Annotated in this window: 17 protein-coding genes; 8 read left to right on the forward strand and 9 right to left on the reverse strand. The window is 42.3% G+C overall.

What is annotated here, in order from left to right; genetic code table 11:
- Positions 1-208 precede the first annotated feature (208 nt).
- Positions 209-1,483, forward strand: coding sequence for a phosphoribosylamine--glycine ligase (gene purD / locus NWP21_RS06135; RefSeq protein WP_280791997.1), 1,275 nt, complete (start codon positions 209-211; stop codon positions 1,481-1,483).
- A gap of 323 nt (positions 1,484-1,806) precedes the next feature.
- Positions 1,807-3,723, forward strand: a complete 1,917-nt coding sequence (gene nblS, locus NWP21_RS06140) for a two-component system sensor histidine kinase NblS (RefSeq protein WP_280791998.1) — start codon at positions 1,807-1,809, stop codon at positions 3,721-3,723.
- On the opposite strand, the gene NWP21_RS06145 is transcribed toward nblS, so the two are convergent.
- The 4 genes from NWP21_RS06145 to NWP21_RS06160 all read right to left on the reverse strand — a co-directional run bounded on the left by NWP21_RS06145 (position 3,699) and on the right by NWP21_RS06160 (position 6,976).
- Positions 3,699-4,622 carry an alpha/beta hydrolase gene (locus tag NWP21_RS06145; protein ID WP_280791999.1) on the reverse strand — a complete coding sequence of 308 codons (924 nt, stop codon included), beginning with the start codon at positions 4,620-4,622 and terminating at the stop codon, positions 3,699-3,701. The genes nblS and NWP21_RS06145 overlap by 25 nt on opposite strands.
- A gap of 18 nt (positions 4,623-4,640) precedes the next feature.
- Positions 4,641-5,465: an SDR family oxidoreductase gene (locus NWP21_RS06150; protein ID WP_280792000.1), complete on the reverse strand. Its 825-nt coding sequence runs from the start codon at positions 5,463-5,465 to the stop codon at positions 4,641-4,643.
- 15 nt (positions 5,466-5,480) lie between these two features.
- Positions 5,481-6,128 carry a pentapeptide repeat-containing protein gene (locus NWP21_RS06155; protein ID WP_280792001.1) on the reverse strand — a complete coding sequence of 216 codons (648 nt, stop codon included), beginning with the start codon at positions 6,126-6,128 and terminating at the stop codon, positions 5,481-5,483.
- Between the two features lie 365 nt (positions 6,129-6,493).
- A complete protein-coding gene (locus NWP21_RS06160; protein WP_280792002.1) occupies positions 6,494-6,976 on the reverse strand; it encodes a hypothetical protein in 483 nt (160 codons plus the stop codon).
- A 542-nt stretch (positions 6,977-7,518) separates the two neighbouring features.
- Between NWP21_RS06160 and NWP21_RS06165 the strand changes: the two genes are divergently transcribed.
- On the forward strand, positions 7,519-9,108 hold the full coding sequence (locus tag NWP21_RS06165; protein ID WP_271731244.1) for an alkaline phosphatase: 1,590 nt from the start codon (positions 7,519-7,521) through the stop codon (positions 9,106-9,108).
- Between the two features lie 56 nt (positions 9,109-9,164).
- On the opposite strand, the gene NWP21_RS06170 is transcribed toward NWP21_RS06165, so the two are convergent.
- The 4 genes from NWP21_RS06170 to NWP21_RS06185 form a co-directional block, all read right to left on the reverse strand.
- Entirely contained in the window at positions 9,165-10,385 is a 1,221-nt protein-coding gene (locus NWP21_RS06170; RefSeq protein WP_280792003.1) for a DUF4336 domain-containing protein, read from the reverse strand.
- A gap of 163 nt (positions 10,386-10,548) precedes the next feature.
- On the reverse strand, positions 10,549-10,917 hold the full coding sequence (locus tag NWP21_RS06175) for a hypothetical protein (protein ID WP_271731247.1): 369 nt from the start codon (positions 10,915-10,917) through the stop codon (positions 10,549-10,551).
- A 42-nt stretch (positions 10,918-10,959) separates the two neighbouring features.
- Positions 10,960-12,681 carry an AarF/ABC1/UbiB kinase family protein gene (locus NWP21_RS06180; RefSeq protein ID WP_271731248.1) on the reverse strand — a complete coding sequence of 574 codons (1,722 nt, stop codon included), beginning with the start codon at positions 12,679-12,681 and terminating at the stop codon, positions 10,960-10,962.
- Between the two features lie 625 nt (positions 12,682-13,306).
- The gene (locus tag NWP21_RS06185) at positions 13,307-15,898 is read right to left on the reverse strand and encodes a M1 family metallopeptidase (RefSeq protein WP_280792004.1); all 2,592 of its coding nucleotides are present in this window, start codon (positions 15,896-15,898) and stop codon (positions 13,307-13,309) included.
- A gap of 157 nt (positions 15,899-16,055) precedes the next feature.
- Here NWP21_RS06185 and NWP21_RS06190 point away from each other — a divergent pair, with 157 nt between their 5' ends.
- From NWP21_RS06190 to NWP21_RS06210, 5 genes are all read left to right on the forward strand, one after another.
- Positions 16,056-16,559 carry a GNAT family N-acetyltransferase gene (locus NWP21_RS06190; RefSeq protein WP_280792005.1) on the forward strand — a complete coding sequence of 168 codons (504 nt, stop codon included), beginning with the start codon at positions 16,056-16,058 and terminating at the stop codon, positions 16,557-16,559.
- A gap of 147 nt (positions 16,560-16,706) precedes the next feature.
- Positions 16,707-17,285 (forward strand): DUF3611 family protein, encoded by a 579-nt coding sequence (locus tag NWP21_RS06195; protein ID WP_280792006.1) that lies wholly within the window; start codon positions 16,707-16,709, stop codon positions 17,283-17,285.
- A 110-nt stretch (positions 17,286-17,395) separates the two neighbouring features.
- Positions 17,396-18,676 carry a serine--tRNA ligase gene (gene serS / locus NWP21_RS06200; RefSeq protein WP_280792007.1) on the forward strand — a complete coding sequence of 427 codons (1,281 nt, stop codon included), beginning with the start codon at positions 17,396-17,398 and terminating at the stop codon, positions 18,674-18,676.
- 412 nt (positions 18,677-19,088) lie between these two features.
- Positions 19,089-19,358: a hypothetical protein gene (locus tag NWP21_RS06205; RefSeq protein WP_271763942.1), complete on the forward strand. Its 270-nt coding sequence runs from the start codon at positions 19,089-19,091 to the stop codon at positions 19,356-19,358.
- Positions 19,355-19,780 (forward strand): type II toxin-antitoxin system VapC family toxin, encoded by a 426-nt coding sequence (locus tag NWP21_RS06210; RefSeq protein ID WP_280792008.1) that lies wholly within the window; start codon positions 19,355-19,357, stop codon positions 19,778-19,780. Before NWP21_RS06205 ends, NWP21_RS06210 begins: the two co-directional genes overlap by 4 nt.
- Before the next feature lie 165 nt (positions 19,781-19,945).
- Here NWP21_RS06210 and NWP21_RS06215 read toward each other — a convergent pair.
- Positions 19,946-20,986 (reverse strand): type IIL restriction-modification enzyme MmeI (locus tag NWP21_RS06215; protein WP_348519757.1); only part of this gene is annotated, 1,041 nt, incomplete at its 5' end.

The raw sequence follows: 20,986 nt of genomic DNA on the forward strand, positions 1-20,986 counted from the left end.
AAAAGAATTTCGTCATCTACCCTAAGACAGAGAAATAGATAAATACCTACCTTACCTTTGGGGGAGAAACTCAACTGGTTGATTTGTACACCGAATACCTGCCGTGATACCTTTTGTTTCAAACTCATTTGGCATCATGGGAAATTGTTAAAAGTTGATTCATCAGAGCTGCTAAGGTATTCTCGATCAGGGATACATGAGGAAATCAGTGAAAGTTTTAGTTGTTGGTAATGGAGGGCGGGAACACGCCCTGGCTTGGAAACTGTTACAATCTGGGCTTGAGCAAGTTGTTTGTGTACCAGGAAACGGGGGAACTGCTACTCTAGAACGTTGTCAGAACCTACCTTTGGCTGTAGATGATTTTGAGGGGATGAGCCGATACGCTCTAGAAAATGGCATTTCTTTGGTGGTAGTGGGGCCAGAAGTACCTCTAGCAATGGGTATTACAGATTACCTGCAAAGTCAAGGACTGATGGTATTTGGTCCAGGGAGAGCTGGGGCGCAAATAGAGGCTAGTAAAGCTTGGGCTAAAGGCTTAATGCAAGAGGCGGGGATTCCCACAGCCAAGGGTGCGGTATTTACTGAAGCGACGGCAGCTAAATTCTATGTAAAATCCCAGGGAATACCTATAGTTATTAAAGCCGACGGTTTAGCGGCCGGTAAAGGGGTAATAGTCGCCACAACTCAAGAACAGGCGGAAAGTGCGATTGAGGCAATTTTTGCGGGACAGTTTGGCAGTGCTGGTAATTTTGTGGTAGTGGAAGAATGTTTGATTGGGGAAGAGGTATCAGTTTTAGCCCTGACTGATGGGTTAACTATTCGCCCCTTGCTCCCCGCTCAAGACCATAAGCGGATTGGAGACGGGGATACAGGGGAAAATACCGGCGGGATGGGAGCTTACGCCCCCGCACCTATTGCTACACCCCAGTTAATGGCGCGGATTCAAGCTGAAGTGTTGGAAAGGGCGATCGCTGGTTTAAAATCTAGAGGTATTGACTATCGGGGGGTGCTGTATGCGGGCTTGATGATTGCCCCCGATGGCGAGTTCAAAGTGTTAGAATTTAACTGTCGCTTTGGTGACCCGGAAACTCAGGTGATTTTGCCACTGTTAGAAACACCCCTAGAGGAATTGATTTTGGCCTGTGTAGAGCAGCGTTTAGGGGAAATGCCGCCTATAGCTTGGAAACCAGGGGCTGCGGCTACTGTGGTCGCTGCTTCAGGGGGTTATCCTGGTAAATACGACACGGGTAAAGTGATTACGGGAATCAAAGAGGCTGAATCCGCGGGAGTGACGGTATTTCATGCAGGTACAAAATTAAACCAGCAAGAAGAAATAGTTACAGATGGGGGACGGGTGTTAAATGTAACGGGCATCGGTGAAAATTTTCAGCAGGCGATCGCTCAAGCATACACTGGGATCAAATCAATCCAATTTCAGGGGGTATATTACCGCCAAGATATCGGTCATCGAGTGCTCAACTAGAAAAAACATTAGGCGGTATCATAGATACCGCGTATCTGAGCAAGGCAGCAACTGTGAGTATTTCCGTCGTCCCTGTCCCCATCCTTGAGAGTAACTACTGTTAGTATTAAATCAAGACTAGCTCCTAGAGCAAAATAATTCAGGTCAATGGAAGTTACCCATGTAGCACGGGCAATAAACCTCTGCTATATTTAATTTCCTCACCTGGAAACTTGGTATGTCTGACCTAACCTCATCTTGCAATTAACATCTTGATCAAATTCACTGTTAATTTTTTAGTGGTTGGGGTTAAATAACCAAAACTACTAACAACTTGATTTACAATGCTGGCTCCTTTAAAAACAATCCAAGAAGCAATTGCTAACTGGTGGTCAGAGTTCACCCTCCAGACCAAACTGTTGGCTGTAGCTACCTTAGTTGTGTCCTTGGTCATGAGTGGCCTCACATTCTGGGCTGTGAATACAATTCAGCAAGATGCGCGCATGAATGACACCCGCTTTGGTCGTGACCTAGGACTACTGCTTGCTGCTAACGTTGCTCCCCTGATCGCTGACCACAAATTCACTGAAGCCCAGCAATTTTCCCAACGCTTCTACAGCAGCACCTCTAGTGTGCGTTATATGCTCTACGCTGATGAAACTGGGAAAATATTTTTTGGCATTCCTTTTTTGGAAGAGGTAGAAAACTCCCTCACCATTGAACGACGGATACAACTACCAGAAGATTACACCAATGAGCGGAAAGAGCCCATGGTGCGGCAACATATAACCCCGGATGGAGTAGTCACGGATGTATTTATTCCCCTAATTGTTGATCAAAAACACCAGGGGGTTTTAGCCATAGGTATCAACCCCAACCAAACGGCAGTTATTTCTACTAATTTCACCCGTGATGTGACTATTGCGGTTTTTATCACGATTTGGGTGATGGTGATTTTGGCTGGAGTTATTAATGCTTTGACTATTACCAAGCCTATTAAAGAACTGTTAGTAGGGGTGAAACAAATTGCGGCTGGTAATTTCAAGCAGCGCATTGATTTACCTTTAGGGGGGGAACTAGGAGAGGTAATTCTCAGCTTTAATGAAATGGCTGAACGTCTAGAACGCTATGAGGAGCAAAATATTGAGGAATTAACAGCAGAAAAAGCCAAGCTGGAAACCCTGGTTTCTACCATTGCTGATGGTGCTGTTTTGATTGATAACAGTATGCAGGTGATTTTAGTTAACCCCACGGCCCGACGGATTTTTGGCTGGGAGGGGATAGGAGTTGAAGGGGGTAATGTTTTACATCATTTACCCTCAGCAGTGCAGATGGAAATTACCCGTCCTTTGTATGAAATGGCTGCGGGTGAATGTGACAGCGCCGAGTTCCGTATTCATTTGAATCAAGCCACTAAGCGTACTATCCGCATTCTCCTGACTACTGTACTCAATCTCCAACGGGAGAGCATCAAAGGTATTGCGATCACTGTGCAGGATATTACTCGTGAGGTAGAACTGAATGAGGCAAAAAGCCAATTTATTAGTAATGTTTCTCACGAGTTACGCACGCCTCTATTTAATATCAAATCTTTTATCGAAACTTTGCATGAGTATGGCGAAGAGTTGAGTGTGGAACAAAGACAGGATTTTCTACAAACTGTTAATAATGAAACTGATAGACTTACCCGTTTAGTTAACGATGTTTTGGATTTGTCTAAACTCGAATCTGGACGCAGTTACAATTTTGATGGTGTGGATTTAGCACAAGCTATTGAACAAACCCTGCGTACTTATGAACTCAATGCGAGGGACAAAGCTATTGAATTAATTCAGGAAATAGAGCCTTATTTACCCTTGGTTGTGGGCAACTATGATTTACTGTTACAAGTATTAGCTAATTTAGTAGGTAATTCTTTGAAGTTCTCTCAGCCGGGTGGTCAGGTAGTGATTCGCGCCTACGAACTGGACACAAACCCTGACTCACACATTCGGGGTTCTCATGTCCGGGTGGAAGTCTCGGATACTGGTATCGGTATTGCCCCTGAAGACCAAAAGGCGATTTTTGACCGTTTCTTCCGTGTGGAAAATCGTGTTCACACTTTAGAAGGTACTGGTTTGGGTTTATCTATTGTTAGGAATATCATAGAACGGCATCATAGTCAAATGCATCTGGTGAGTGAGGTGGGTGTGGGTACTACTTTTTGGTTTGACTTGACTGTATTTGAAGAAGTACCTCAAGATTTGACAGCTTCTAACTGAGTAATAAATGGGGCGATCGCTTCTACAAATTCCCCTGTTGATTCATAGGGTAAAACGTTGCGTCCCGGTATTTTAATACCCGTAGCTTGGGGTAAACAGCCCAGATAATCAGCCAAGCGTTCATCTGGTGTTTCTTGTTTCCCTTCTTTGCTAATACTGGATGCAGTTTCTCCTACAACGATCAGTGTGGGCTGATTGATACAAGCTAAATAACTACTATAATTCTGTCGCCAAAATCCAGCTAAAAATGAAAATACTGCATGGCGACTTTCTAGATTTTTTGCCCCTGCGAATAACATATTTAACCATTCTTTATCTACAGCATTCTCGGAGCCAAAAAGTTGCCTAATTGAGAAAGAACGCAAAAATTTTTCTGTCCGTGCGTAGCGATAAAAACCCTTACCAAAAGGGGAATCAAAAATATTCCAAGCTATTTTTTGCTGTAATGGTGATGCGTTTTTAGTAATTACTGGCCAAGATGGAGGACCAGCTAAAATCATCCCCAGAATTAAAGATTGTTGCTGTACTAGTTCTATGGCTACGGGTAATAATGCGCCTTGTACTACAATTACTACAGGTTTTTTAACTACTGTTAATAAAAAGGTATGTAGTTGCTGCGCCCAATCTTGAGGAGTATAAGCCACATGGGGCATATCACTTTCACCACATCCGAGTAAGTCGGGATTGTAAATAGGATTTTTACGGCCTGTTTGATACCATTGGCGGCGAAACCTTTGCCAAAATTGCCGCGATAACCCCACACCAATCGGATGAATTAAAAGTAAAGGTATACCGTCACTGGCGGAATTAGCTGGTTCATGGATTTCATAGGCACAAGAATAATTGTTCCATGTATAAAACTGGGTAGGAGATATTCTAATATTCAATGAATTTACCATATTAATCGGGTTTTTTTCTTAAAAAATAATGTGTGTGTGAGTTAATTTATACCCTGCTTCTTTAATTTTTCGGTTGGATACTTTAGCATTATATGGACGGTTACTTGTAGCAGTATTATCCCATTTTACTTTGGGTAAATCGTGTTTTTTAAACAAGCGACTTAGTAACTCTCGACTAGTTAAATAGGCATCATCTACTAAATTATAAATACCTTCTAAGTAATGTTGGCGGGCAAATTCTATCGCCCCAACAATATCATCTAGGTGAACCCAATTGGTGACATCTTCACCATTACCGGGACGAGTTGTACCAGGAAGTCTACTAAATATTTTGATCAGTTCCCGATTCGGTCCATAAATACCTCCCAACCTGAAGATACAAACACGCAGTTGATCAGTAGATGCTGCTAGCAATACATCCTCAGTGGCTTGGAGAATCTTTCCCCGCTCATGAGTGGGTCTAAGTGGGGTTTGTTCATCTACCCATCCACCGTTATGGTCGCCATAAACTGAATAGCTGCCGGTATATATTATCTGCTTGATTGTAGGAATATCTGGTAAAAGGTTCACCAGATTTTCAGCAGTTTTGAGGTAAGTTTCTGCGTATACATTGACCCCTTTTGCCCCAAGACTCAACAGGACAACATTTTGATTTTGCAATACAGATTTTAGTCCTTCTCGGTTATGGCCTTGGATAACTACAACTTTGTGGGCTAGAGTTTGTAATGTGGGGACACGCTCAGGGGTGGTTGTGGTAGCAGTGATCATAAAATTCGTTTTTTGCTGCCACAATTGAGCAACTGCACAACCAACGTAACCGCAACCAATAATGGCGATGTTCATAAATCAAACTGATTGTTAACTATGGATGGCACCATCGGGCATAATTGCACCGGCTAAATTAGCACCAATTAATTTTACCAGTAGGCGATCGCCCGAACGAATCCGCGCCCCTGTCAAGTCGGCTCCGCGCAGGTCAGCGCCACTCAGGTCAGCGCCAATTAAATTAGTAGAGCGTAAGTTAGCTTCTCTGAGGTCGGCTAAAAGTAAATTAGCTCGAAACAAATTGGCTTGAGATAAGTTTGCTCCCCGGAGAATGACTTTATGCATAAAAGTATCACTCAGGTCAGCGCCACTCAAGTTAGCATAACTCAAGTTTCGCCCAGATAAATCCTTGTTGCTGAGGTTAGAGCCGCTGAAGTTCTTACCACTCAAATCCGGGTTAGGGCTAGGTGGTTTGTAGGTAGTGTGGGGTGGTTTTTTGGGTGGAGATACCGGAGAATGAGCAACATGGTTATGCTTGCCATTTAAAGCTCGCAATTGATCACGAGCTTCATTAATAGCTTTGAGCTTTTCTTGGGCTTTCTTTTGTAAACGAAGATTATCTTGAGGAATGCGATCAGGATGCCAAATGAAAACCAAGTCTTTATAAGCCTGGTTGACTTCCTCAAGTGTGGCTCCAGGTTCTATTTCCAAAACTCGATAATACTGCTCCATCTCGCTCATCAGGTATTTTTGTGAACAATCTTAAGTATGAGTGATGCAGCTGCCAGATCAAACCTACTCCAGTGTAGTTTTGATGTGGGAATTAGTGAGAATTCCACCCTAGTCAAGCCCTAGGGCGGGTGATTCTCCACCAGCAGAATAGCTTTTGTCTAACTGAGATTTAAATATTATACAAGCCTGTTTGAGGTAACTCAGTTCATAAATAACCTTTTGATCCTAAATTCCCACATATAGCATTTACCATGCTCGTGAGGTACAATTTTTTTTAGTTTGAGGGAACACCGAACAGGGAACACACCGAACAGGGAATTGGTGTTTACTTCATGAGCCTGAAAAAGGCTATAGTATATTTAACGTATAGTCTGTTACCTATTTCTCCACCGATGCATGGCTCTCCAATAAGCCATAAGTGGAAACTGATAAATTTCTGCCAAAATCCAGATAATAATTGATAAATGTGACAAAAAAGTGAGTATTGTCCAGATATAGGGTAACCAAGTAATGGGGCTATCAGATATTGGGGGTAAGTAATAAGCAGCTAGGGCAATGATAGTTGTAGGGATAACCACAAAAGCAATTGCTGCTGCACCATAACCCCAACCCAGTTCCACCCCTTCTAGTTGGGGTTCGGTCCAGTTAAAGCCATTCCAGCGCCATATCAGTGGGGGTTGCCGAGAAGGCATTTTGATTTGTTGTTCTTCTAGGTTGACAGTAAAAATCTCATGACAGAAGTCACAGGCCATAGTTTCCATCATTGGCATCTGAGAAATTTTACCGACGCGACAGACAGGACAGGGGTAAATTTCTTGAAGGTCTAAAGATGTAGTGAATATTTGAGAACGAGGCATAATTAAACTCCGTTCTACTCAAAAGTTTATGGGATGAATAGAAGAAAATTGGGTAAAAATCAATTGATTTAAGGAATGTGTTGAGTCTGTTAAGCAGTGAGCAACTACTGTTGATTCCTGCAATTATACTGATTTTATAGCTGTTTAGCTATTTTATGGGTTTCGATCCTGGATACAGTTTTTATGATGACGGCATTACTTAAGACTCCTATTCAAGTATAATTATCTTTTACTGCAAATGTTCACCCATATTCAACAGCAATTACTATTGTTACTGTTCTTAATCAAGTTTTAATTGCCCAAGGCGCAAATATAGAAGAATTAAGTTATTTTTAACGTTCTCTTCAGACAGAATTAATCTCTAACTAGTATTGTCAGGCTAGCAAAGTAAGCATCTAAATCAATCGAAATATTAGATAAGTATGAAAATTCCAGCCTGATTGTCTGGAAAAAAGTGGTTATGGAGTTCACATAACCTGTCATATCTTTCTAAAGTCGAATGCTTCTGTGCTGAAATTTACCTGTTACTCAGGAATAACACAATGGCAGACTACTTTAATTTTGAGCGGCTTTTGGGTAATCGCATCAAACGACGTAACTTAATCATTGGGGCGGGAGCATTCACTGGTTTGACCTTAGCCAGTCAATTTTCCCATGACCGAGTTATGGCAAGGGGCAGATTTTCCGATTATCCTTTTAAGCTGGGTGTAGCATCTGGTGAACCTGATGCTACCAGCGTAGTTATTTGGACTCGTCTAGCTCCTGAACCTCTCAATGGGGGAGGAATGCCACTTGCCAACGTCCCAGTTCGCTGGCGAGTAGCCAGAGATCCTGACATGAGACGAGTTGTAGCTAGAGGTACTATCGTAGCAACTCCGGAATTAGCCCATTCTGTTCGAGTTGTAGTTTCAGGTCTGGAACCGGAAAATTGGTACTGGTATCAATTTACTGTCGGCAGAGAAGAAAGCCCCATTGGTCGTACTCGTACCGCTCCTTCACTACAAAGCAACTTGAATCAATTTAAATTTGCTTTTGTCTCTTGCCAGAACTATCAGCAAGGTTACTACACTGCCTATAAATATTTAGCAGAAGATGATCTCAACTTGGTGGTACACACGGGAGACTACATCTATGAAGGGGGAATTTCCAGCACAGCTGTTAGACCACACAATGGTTCAGAAATTTTCACTTTAGAAGACTACCGCAACCGTTACGGACTCTATAAAAGCGACCCCAATTTACAAGCCGCCCATGCAGCTTTTCCTTGGATTGTGACTTGGGATGACCACGAGGTGGAAAACAACTACGCCAATAACATTTCACAAATTGATACTGAACCAGATCAAGACCCAGAAATCTTTCTGCAACGGCGAGCAATTGCTTATCAGGTTTACTATGAGCATATGCCTTTGCGGCCTTTCTCACGACCTATTGGACCGGATATGCAGATGTTCCGTCGGTTGTCCTTCGGCAACTTGGCCACATTCCATGTTTTAGATACTCGCCAATATCGTACGGACCAGCCCTGTGGTGATGGCACAAAAGAACGTTGTGATGAGGTTTTAAACCCAGAAGCTACAATTCTCGGAGAAAGGCAGGAAAGTTGGTTATATGAGGGTTTAGACAGTTCACAGACTAAGTGGAATGTTTTAGCCCAGCAAGTACCCATTGCACAACGGGATTTCCAACCCGGTGAAGGACAAACGTTTAGTATGGACAAGTGGGATGCTTATCTGGCTTCCCGCAATCGCTTGATGAATTTCCTTGCAGAGCGTAAACCTTCTAATCCTGTATCCTTGGCTGGGGATGTACATTCCAACTGGGCAATGGATCTGAAAACTAATTTTGATGACCCCAATTCTGCTACCATTGGCAGTGAATTTGTATGTACTTCTATTAGCTCTGGTGGTAATGGAACAGACATCCCCCCCAACGTGGCAGCTTACTTACCGGATAACCCACATATTAAGTTCTACAATGGTCAGCGGGGATATGTTCGCTGTTTACTGACTCCTACAACTTGGACAACAGATTATTTAGTTATGTCCAATGTGACAACTCCATTTGGTACCATCAGCAAACGAGCAACATATGTAGTTCAAAACGGTGTTCCCGGAGTACAACCAGGCTAATCATTGTTGTCTATGACCAGAATCTCGTACCAAAGTTGAACTTTGGTACGATGTTATTAAACTTTTTCCTGTGCTGGTGGCACAATACCACTGTTTTTTAAACCTTGATCAATTTCTCTGAGTAATTTAAAATCCTCTTCTGGTAAAGGGTAACTATTACTCTCCCCACTGATAGGCGGATGCTTTTCTAGGAAAGAGAATGCTTGACGAAATTTATCAGGCTGTGCTTTGATGGGTGCGTCGAAATGACAAGGAATAATCTGCTCAAAATCCCAACTCCCCACCTTGTCAGCCCAGTTCAGGGTTGCTCTGGGTGCGCGGTTGAGAATTAGTGTCTGCAAAATTGGTGCTACAAATAAACGACCTTCACCTCTAAGTAGCTCAAAGGAGCTTTGCCAATCTGAGCGCCATTTAAAGGGAAATAAGCCAAAATAGGCTTTGGGTGAGCGGTTAGGGGCTTTAGTCGCCTCACGCCAGACTTGACTCCATCTGAGAATTTCTAGCACACTGGGACGAAAGTACAAAGCAAATAAGGCAATACGTTGCCATCCCTTGCGGCGATTTACGGGATTATCTGTCATAATGTCAGATGCCCTATCTTTGGCATGGAATAGCAAAGGATATGGATCTAATTGGGCGATCGCCGGTGGTTCTGCTGATACAGATACCACAGAATCTGTTAATAATAAGGTGCGCGATCGCTTGTCGAAAAATGCTACCTCAGCAAATCTTCCCGGACCGAGTTCTATAGGGCCGAGAATTGCATAGTCAAATTGGTCAGCAAATGGTGTATTTCTGCTGTGTGCTGGTAATATATGAGTCCGGTTACCAGGTAAGCCCAGCCAGGTAAGGGGAAGATTTAGGGGAAAGCTCCATTGATGGGGGGCGACAAAAACCTGTGTTTTGGGGAAGCATCTAGCAAAAGGACCGACGAACACTTTGTGTTCTACTCCTGAAATTGTCGGCAAAATAATATACTTAACATCCCCATGTTCTACCACTAACTCTTCAACCAGCCTCAGACATTCTGGAGTAGGCGCAACGGGAGCATATACTAAAAGACCCCCCTGTTCTAGCTTAACTACGGTCATGCGAATCGGCACAACTACGTAAAAAATCCCCTGTAGTTGGTCAAAGGTCCAGATGGTATCTTTAACTACTTCCTTACGGATTGTCTGGCGCTTGCCATAAGGGTAGAGTGGCAATGTCAACCAGAAAGGCCAAAAAAACTCTTGCTCATCATTTTTTGGACTTCCCGTACTTTTATCATCAGCCACTGTGCAACCCCTCCCAACTTGCCAAAGCCCAAATTAATCAGTGAAAAACTTATTTATTATTTTATGATTATTTTAAGATCAACTTATGTGAAAAATAAAAAACTGTAGAGACTTTTGGAATGTTTCTACAGTTGGGTCTAATTAACCAAAAATCCTGTGATGCTTAAGAATCTAAATCTAGAGCTTGCATTCCTTCGCGTTTGGCAAAAGTTAGCATACTTCCCAACTGGAACCAAACCAGTACACAAGTCAAAAGACTAACTGGTAACCCCACCGCCAAAGCCAAGAAAGAAGGAAAGCCAAATATCTCTAGACCGGATGAGAGAAATAGACAAACACCAGCAGTAATTCCTAGAAATGGTACCAATAATTTTTTTAATGCGGAAGGAGATTTAGTATCCTCGGAATTATTCTTTGGCCATTGCTGCACTATTACTTTTAGTGTGCCAGATAAAGCGATACCAGAAGTTAATGCCATCAAAAAGCCGATTAGGAGTAGAAAATATGGTGGGTTTGCTGGGTAATAGTACATGAAAACTCCGAATTTATATGGAAAAGTAATACAGCAGAAAACTTAAACCTGGGATTTTTGAGCCTTGGATTCGACATTACCAAGAGCAGATTTGGGAATGATGGCCGTTACGCCTTCTCTAGATAACTGGGTCAACATACCCATGGCTGCATCTAACAACCGATTCGGTTTGATGTCATCTTTAACAAGATCCCACAGGCGTTGAACTTCTGCGGTATGGAGGCGGTCATCTTCAGTGAGTGCCAATACCAACTTACGGCGGAGAAATCCACCTTCCTCAGACAGTAAATATTGTATTCCCATTTGTGCGGTAGGTAATACATCAAAGCTGCTGTCAGTACGAGCGATTTGGATTAAGTTCTCTAAGCGTTGCCACTGGAAGCGACCATCTTTAAACAACACGTTCAACAGTCGCCGCCTTAATTCTGGAGATTCCCCAGTTAGTAGTCGTCGTGCGATGTAGGGATAACCCACTTCTACAATTTTGAAATTAGGGTTGAGGCTGAGGGCAATACCTTCTTGAGTTACCAGAGAACGAATAATCAAAGCAAACTTGGCGGGAACTCGAAACGGATATTCATACATCAATTCCGAGAATTCATCAGTAATGGTTTTAAAGTTAAATTCATTGACATTCTTGCCAATGGCATTTCCCAAGACTGATTCTAATGCGGGGATAATTGGGCTAATATTTGTATTTGGTGTCAGAAAACCCAAATTGACAAAATCTGTGGCTAAATCGGCGTAGTCTTTGTTCACCAGATGCACTAAGGCATCTACTAAAGTTTCTTTGGTCACTTCCTGGAGCTGGTCCATCATGCCGAAATCAATGTAAGCCATACGTCCATCAGGCATGGCGAACAAATTCCCCGGATGGGGATCAGCATGGAAAAAACCATGTTCTAATAGCTGTTGTAGTCCTGAAGTTACGCCAATTGTGATGATTCCCTCTGGGTCTAAACCGGCTTGTTTGATTCTGGCACTATCAGTGAGTTTGAAGCCATTAATCCATTCGAGAGTTAAAACATGGGTGTTGGTATAACTCCAGTAAATGCTCGGAACTTTGACCCGTGGGTCGTTGCGAAAGTTACTGGCAAATTTTTCCGCGTTACGACCTTCGTTGATGTAGTCAATTTCTTCAAATAATTTGGTGCCAAACTCGTCCACAATTAAAGTTAGATCGTGACCGAGATTCAGGGGTAGCCAAGGCGCTAGCCATCCAGCCATCCAACGCATCAAATAAAGGTCTAGGGTGATCACTGGGCGTAAGTTGGGGCGTTGCACTTTCACCGCCACTTCTTCCCCAGTTACTAGACGACCACGATAAACTTGACCTAAACTAGCAGCAGCGACTGGTTTAGGGGATAATTCGCTAAAAACTTCACTAATTGGTCTATCTAACTCGGTTTCAATGATTTGATAAGCGATCGCATTATCAAAAGGTGGTAACTGGTCTTGCAGTTTGATCAGTTCCTCTAAGAAATCCTTGCGGATTAAGTCTGGCCGGGTAGATAGGGCTTGACCGACTTTAATAAATGTCGGGCCAAGTCTAGTAAGTAGTTCTCGTAACTGGGAAGCACGTTTACCTTTGTTTTGCTCAACTTTATCTTGCCATTCGTCCCACTTGAGACTCAAAATAAAGCCAGCAAAAGACCAGATAATTTGTAACATTCGCCCCCAACCAAGCCAGGGACGATAACCATAGTGGCGAGCGATCGCCTCCGCATTGTAGCGTTGTAGCTGACCAGGTTGATACTGACCCACGCCTTTACATACCTCTTCAACTGGGAATTCTATACTTTTGTTTTTTATACCCCTATTTACAAATAGATTGTAAGTTTGGAGTTGTGGTAGTTTTTATTAAAAACTAGGGAATTTAAATTTTCTCTGGGTCATGTTCTCGGCGGCCTTTTCAGGTGTAAAACAGCCTACACTTTGCCCAGATGTTTTTATCTTTTCCTTAATTATACTTCATAAAAGTACAAATATTCGAGAATTGGTGATTGGGCAGAATTTTAAGTTTCTCTTCAGCATTCACTGACATCGCCTAGTATGCGTGCTGTTAGCGGATATGCTCGTTAGCGCGGGTAAATTCGTTGGAGTCTTAGTGAAGCAAGAATCCCCTTCGCGGTAAGACTAGAGGCTTCTTGCTGTTTCAGCTAAGAGGATGTTTGATAAGTTTTATCAGGTGATTTTTATCTTAGGGAACAGGGAACAGGGAACAGGGAACAGGGAATCGGGAATCGGGAATCGGGAATCGGGAACCCAAACAATCAAATCCAATCACCTTTCCCTTATAAAGGGAAAGGTGAGGGTGGGGTCAAACAATAGTTGATACACTAATCATGACTTGACAAACATCCTCTAAGACTGATGGGATGACTAATCACTACTGACTGTGAGATTTAGCTTCCAGACCGGACAAGCGACTTTTCAGTTCTTGATTTTCTTGTTTGATTTGGTCTAGTTCCTCACGTATCTGGCGCAGTGCGTTGTCAGTACCGACATTTTTTTGCACCTGGGAAATCTCTTCTTCAGCATAACGGCGCACACGCCCATCTATGGCTTGGTCAGCTAGCGATCGCAAAATTCCCATAGCTTTGGGGGTTTCCATTTGTCCCAAGGCCACCACCACAGCCACTTGAGTTAAAAAGAAGGTTTCTTTGGCTAGTTCCCCTAATCTTGCTAGAATCCGTTCTAAATTCGCCGGACTTTGACCTACAGAAATCTTACCTAAAGCCCGAATTGTAGACAGGCGTAAAGGTTGGGGTACACCAAGTTTGGTATATTCTAGTAGGAGGTTTAAGGCAGCTTCGGAGGTTTTGAGTTCAGCCAAACCACCCACTGCACCACTCCTGACAACTTCATTCCAACCGGCCCTTTCTTCCAAAACGGATTTTAGTAGCTTAATTACCTTTTCTTCCTTGGGTTTTTCTGCCAAATTTAGGGATGCGATGCACCCCACAGCGCGACTAGCTGCTGCTTCCACGTAGTAACTGGGGTCACCATTTTTCAGTAATTTTTTCACAGCTTTGTAACTGTCATAGGTTTTGATGGTGGCCAATGCTTCTACCACCGCCCGGCGCACAAAAGGATTTTCATCTTGTAATCCTGGTACTAAGCCATCAAATGCTTGATCTAACTTAATTTCCCCCAGTTGTTTAGCCGCTTCTACCTGCACACCCCAAAATGAATCATTTCTCAGTGCATTTGACAGTGCCATGGTAGCTTCTAATCCCCCTTTCTTGGCCAAGGCTGCTGCTGCATAGATGCGAGAAATGGGGTTGGGGTCAAATTCTAACTGTGCTTTTAACTCTGGTACTGAATATTCTAAGGTAACAGTTTTCAAGAAATTATTCCCCACATCAAAGCTGACAAATTGGGGTTTTTCTGCTAGGGGAAAGTAAAAGCTTTGTTCGCGTTCATTCACCCGCACTGTAAAAGTATTGAGTTGTGCGGTTTGACCGGGTTGGGTATAACCAAAACCAATGGGAATTTTCAGGTCAAATAAATCTTTACTGTCATTCTTGTCTGCTTGGGTTTGAGTCACGGTCACCTTGGCTAAATTAGCATCGCCATCCCAAGAGTAAGCTATTTTAAAATCGGGGTGACCACCACGATAAACATATTGGTCAAACAAAAAGGCTAAGTTGCGTCCCGTGGCTTTTTCAATGGCTCTGAGTAAGTCTACTGTTTCTACAGTTTTATGGGCATTATCCCGGACAAAGGTTTGAATTGCGCGCCAAAATAATTCTTCTCCTAATTCGGCCCGGATCATGTGATAAACACAAGAGCCTTTTTCGTAGATATGACGGTCATAAAGCTCTATGGCTTCGCGGTAAACATGAGTTACCATGGGACGACGGTAGCGATCGCTATCTTCACTTAAGTAACTTCTAGCTTCCAATAAGCGATAGTATGCCGCTTCTTGGTCACCATATTCATGTTCGGTCCACATGACCTCAGAATAGGAAGCCATACCTTCCTTAATCCAAGCATGAGACCAATGTTTAATTACCAGCAAATCACCAAACCACTGGTGTGCTAATTCGTGGACAACTAAACTTTCTGTGTTGCGATTATCTAAAGCAGCGCGTTCATCTAGTAAACATCTATCTGTTAAGAGGGTGGTGGAAGTATTTTCCATCCCCCCAAAGATGAAATCATCTACACAAACTTGAGCATATTTAGGAAAAGGATAAGCATAACCGTACTTTTCGCTGAGAAATTCCATCATCCGGGGAGTTTTACCCATGCTGCGTTGAGCATCATCCTTTCTCCTCTGCTCTACGTAGTATGTCACTGGTTTATCTTGCCAATGGTCATAAATCTCGGCAAAATCACCGACTGCTAAGGTCATTAAGTAGGTAGGATGAATCTGCTTTTGTGACCAATGGTAGATTTTGTCTTCCCCATGCTCTTGGGTGTCAATGAGTTCGCCGTTAGAAATAGCCATTAAATTTTTGGGAACCCGCACCCGAATTTCTGAGGTAGAAAGTTGTCCGGGATAGTCAAAACAGGGAAACCAGAAACGAGAGTCTTCATCTTCCCCTTGAGTCCAAACTTGGGTGGGCTTGTGGGGATAGTATGGGTCTGGTTGAATAAAGTATATGCCGCGTTGGGGTTTTTCTACTGAGTAGGCGATCGCAATCAATAAATGCTGACCAATCTGTGTGGGTTGAGACAGTTGAATAAACAGCTGTTCACCGTTATAGTCAAAAGTTTGTGATATCTGGTCTACATAAACAGACTCAATCTTGAGGTTGACAGCATCCAAAGTCAAGCGGTTAATACCACTGCGAATTGGTGATAGGCGAATGCTGCAAGTACCGTGGTAACTTTGGTGAGGAATATCTAACCACAGATCCAGAACAATATGCTCTACTTGTCCAGGTCGGTCGGGGTTGTAGTGAGGTTTAGCACCTGGTAATTCAAAGGATTTACGACCGTTGTTTTCTGTATCAAAATAAAACTGCGACATTGGTGGTTTGTGACCTTTTAATCTGTGAAGAGTCTGCTTATCTGTGTTATGTAGATGCTATCTGGTTAATATCCCAAGGTCAAAGTCTCCTATCAAGGTTATTAACTGAGTAAATTGAAGATAGATCCAGAAAAATTTTCTGTGCGAGCCTGAGCCAATGAGAAAATATTATCAAGATTTTTTGATTCGTAACTGGGAAATAGGCGATCGCACCAGAGCCGCTTCTGTTGTCAGTTATGTATTATCAGAATACGGTCTGGGTTGGGAACCCCAGGGCGCAGACAAAGATGTGCTGCAAGTTGAGGAATTTTACTTAACCACCGGAGGTGAGTTCTGGGTAATTGAACACCAAAATCAGCTAGTAGGTACGGGAGCATACTACCCCATCCAACGGGGTCAGAATGCTGTAGAAATCCGCAAAATGTATCTTTTATCCAGTGTCAGGGGTTTAGGACTGGGAAGATATTTGTTACAAGAGCTAGAAGCAGCGATCGCCTCCCGTGGTTTTGAGCAAATTTGGATTGAGACCGCCAGTATTTTGGTGGAGGCGGTCAAGTTGTATGAAAGCAATGGTTATCAACCCGCGACAGGGGTGGAAACGACGCGCTGCGATCGCGTGTATGTGAAATCGCTGCACGATAGTTATACCATTACCTTATAAAACTGCCCTCTGTGAAAAATGGTTCAATAACCACTAAAACAGAGTGTAAAAGCCATTAATTATACAGTTTTGCACATCAGTGGGAGGGGTAACCCTTTCACTGACTTTAATTAAATTTAACAATTTTTCACTGAGATTAGTACCAATATGTCACAAAACCCTGACACTCCATCATCCTCCTCTACTGTCCAGGCTATTGCTAAAAACTTCCGGTTTACGGGTTGGATTAGCTTCTGGGTGCAATTAGTGCTAGGTGTTGTTTCTGCCATTATTGTCCTGCTGTTTGCCATCTTTAGTCAGCGCCCCAATAGCGCCAATAATAACCCCGGTACAGGATTTGGTGTATTTCTAGCAGTTTGCGGAATTCTGATTTTAGGTGGTGGTATTTACTTAGCTTATCGCTATACCATAATTGGTAATCAATTGCAATCCCCCAACCCCAAAAACCGCCCGCGCAAAAGTGAGACCCTAGAAGTATTACGCTTGGGACTATGGATTAATTTACTGGGAATGCTGGTCACATTGTTAGGCTCGCAAGCCATTGTGGGGACATTGGTAGCCAGATCGATATCCCCCCAAGCTGCAACTACTCAATTATTTGACCCCACGCGAATTATTAGCGGTTTAGATATGCTGGTAGTCCAGGCAAATATTAACACCGTTTCCGCCCACTTCGCTGGGCTAGCAGTATCAATATGGTTACTGAATCGCATTACCCGCAGCTGAGGCTAAAATAACCAGGGGGGATTTTGTCTTGGCAATTCCTGTGCTAGGAAGCCAAAATCAGTATATGCTGATGTTTTGGCAATAAGTCCCTAGGCAACCGAGAAAAATCTGTGCTGGATATTAAGCAAATACGGGAAAATCCCCAATTAATTCAACAACGCTTGAATAGTCGTAGTGGTAAATACGATATCGAACCCATATTACAGTTAGACAAGCAACAGCGAGAACTAGAAGGGAAACGTAGTCAACTTCAGGCTCGCAGTAATGAAATTGGTAAACTGGTAGGGCAAAAAATTAAAGCTGGTGTAAATCCTCAATCTCCAGAAATTCAAGCCTTGCGGGATGAAGGTAACGCCCTCAAAGTTCAATTAGGTGAACTCGAACCCCAGGAGAGGGCTTTAAAACTCGAAATTGACCAACTCCTGCTAGCACTTCCCAATTTACCGAGCGATTCTACGCCCATTGGTAAGAGTGAAGAAGAAAACATTGAAGTGCGGCGCTGGGGTGATGAATATCTACCCCAAAACCCGAATATTCTGCCTCATTGGGAAATCGGCGAAAAATTGGGTATACTCAACTTTGAGCGGGCGGTGAAAGTTGCTCAAAGCCGATTTGTCACTTTAGTCGGTGCGGGTGCTGCCTTGGAAAGGGCATTAATTCAGTTTATGCTGAAGATGCAAACCGCAGCGGGTTATATAGAAGTTAGTCCACCTTTGTTAGTGAATACTGAGGCTTTAACCGGGACGGGTCAGTTACCAAAGTTTGCTGAAGAAAGCTTTAAATGTGCTGATGATGAATTATGGTTAATACCCACAGCAGAAGTTCCCGTTACTAATCTTTACCGGGGAGAAATTTTAGCAGCGGAAGATTTACCTATTTATCATTGTGCTTATACTCCTTGTTTCCGTCGGGAAGCGGGAAGCTATGGGCGGGATATGCGGGGGTTAATTCGTCTGCATCAATTCAATAAGGTGGAGTTGGTGAAGGTTGTTCATCCTAGTTCTTCTTTTGAGGAATTAGAAAAATTGATTGTGAATGCAGAGGCAATTTTACAGGCTTTGAAATTGCCTTACCGGGTGATTAATCTTTGTACGGGTGATTTGGGTTTTGGTTCTACAAAAACCTATGATTTAGAAGTATGGTTACCATCTTCTGGTAAGTATCGAGAAATTTCTAGTTGCTCTAATTGTGTAGATTTTCAAGCCCGTAGGGCGGATATTCGCTTTAAGGAATCTGGGAAAAAAGGAACTCAGTATGTTCATACTTTGAATGGTTCCGGGTTGGCTGTGGGCAGAACTATGGCGGCAATTTTAGAAAATTACCAGCAGCCGGATGGTACTGTGAAAATACCGGAAGCTTTACAGGTGTATTTGGGTAGGGAAGTTTTGTAATTTGGATAAATTCTACAAATAATACATATTTGGTGGGTATACCCTAGGTGGTGTGATGAATTACTATGTTATACATTAATCCACTTTGGGTAAGTTTAGATCCCCGACTTCTCACATAATTAGAGATAGTCTAGGATAATTTAGCTAGAAGTCGGGGATCTTTGGATGTCTGTGGGGGGGTAAGATCCCGGACTTCTCACATAATCATAGACACCCCACCATAATTTATCTAGAAGTCGGGGATCTGAGGGTGTCTGTGGGGGCGATCGCCTGTACGGTGTTTAAACGCAAAGGTCGCTAAGTAGGCGCAAAGGTTCGCAAAGGTGTTTTTTGGGAAGATGTTTTATTTTGTTGGGTGGGATCTGATTACCTGTTGATTCTGTTTTTCTAGTTTATAAGGAGATGAATAAATATGACTCAAGTTATCTTGAAACGGCTTAATCCCATTGTTATAGAAAAACTCAAACGTCTAGCCCAGAGTCATCAACGGACTTTGGAAGAAGAAATCACATCTATCCTGGAGGATGTAGCAGAAAAAGAGGATGTACCAACAGGGGGTGAGGGTTTTTGGGATATGACTTTACAATTTAGAGAAAGGATGCAGCAGGAGAATATTACTTTTGATGATGCAGATTTTGCGGATTTGCGCGATCTCTCTGTCGGTAGGGATGTTGAATTTTGACTATCAAGTATTTATTGGATACAAATATTATTTCAGAAGCCACTCGTCAAACTCCTAATGTTAATGTAGTTAAAAAACTGACTGATCATCAATTAGAGATTGCGACTGCTTCGGTTGTAATGCACGAACTTTTATTTGGTTGTTTACGTTTGGTGCAATCACAAAAACGTCGATTGTTGCTGGAATATATTAATCAAATACCTTTAAAAATGACAATTCTAAATTATGATTTAAAAGCTGCACAGTGGCACTCCCAAGAAAGGGCTAGACTATCTAAGATTGGCAAAACCCCGGCTTTTGTTGATGGTCAAATTGCGAGTATTGCTTACAGTAATAATTTAATTTTGGTAACTAATAATGTTTCCGATTTTCAGTCTTTTAATGATTTAACACTTGAGAATTGGTTTGTTAGTAGTGGTTAAGTTTGAGTTATGGATAATTTAGAGGTTGTTTGATAAGTTTTCAGCCGTAATTTTCACCACATATTCACCTATTTATCACCCCATTTAATTCCTTAAATCCAGTCCCATCCTCTTACAAGGGGAGGGTTAGGGTGGGGTAAAGATGTGGTGTTTGTTGACAATATTTTAATTAACTGCTTCGGGTCCAATTACCTTTTGATTCTGGCTTTCTTTTTTTCCTAGCTGTTGGTTTAATTTTAAGAGTTGCTCTAAAATGTCATCTTCAGGGGTAAATTTATAGGCTTCTATGACTAGTTTATCTAGTTGTTGATGGAGTTTAGATAGTTTGCTGCTGGGTTCGTTGTAGAATTTATTATATAATGTGGTGATTCCCCAGTTTTTAGAGTCCATTTGTTGAGTCCGATATTCGTGGAGTTCTACGGTTTTGGCTCGGATTTTTTCGACTATCTCCCCTGTTGCTGTCTGGGGAAAGGGAAAGGTTTCAAAGCAGGTATTATGTGTGTAAGCAATATCTGCTTTTAAGGTTGATTTTTGCGCGTGCATCCAAGTACGATGAATGTTAGATGTTAAAATTCCCAAAATATAAAAATCATCAGACACAACAACTTTAGTTTTATTACCTGGTAGCCATTCAAAAGGACATGGAATAAAAATTGCCCATTTTGATACTTCGGGAACTGCAAAGTAATAAGATAAAGATGAAATGGCTTTTCTCATAGCTGGTCTTTTTTCGCCATATTTCCACCAATTCAATCTGGTAACATCTCTACGGTTATTATCTCTTTCTGGCTTGACATTGATTTTAATATGCTCAAAAGGTAATTGATACTCACTCGCATCTTCAATACTCATATCATTAAAATCAATAATCCACCGCTCTGGTTTACCATGGGGATTTTGCGCCAGGTTTGCACCCATGGAAAATAGTTTTAATACCTCTTGATTTTTCCCATTCGCTTTTATCCATTCCTTTACCTTTTCCTCTGTCACTAAAAACCCTTTCCCGTTAGGTATCACCCCTTGAAAGCATTTATTCAAGTTAGCTTTTAACCGCACAGCTTGAGAAACATCAATACTAGATTTCAAAGAAGAATTAATTCTGCTAACTACCTCATCATCTAAATAGTATTTACCCGGTTTGGCTTTACACCAGTTGACAATACTTACATGAACTTTCGCCTCTCCTGACCATGGTTGGGTAGATAC

This window comes from Anabaenopsis sp. FSS-46 (assembly GCF_029891665.1).
Lineage (GTDB): Bacteria > Cyanobacteriota > Cyanobacteriia > Cyanobacteriales > Nostocaceae > Anabaenopsis > Anabaenopsis arnoldii.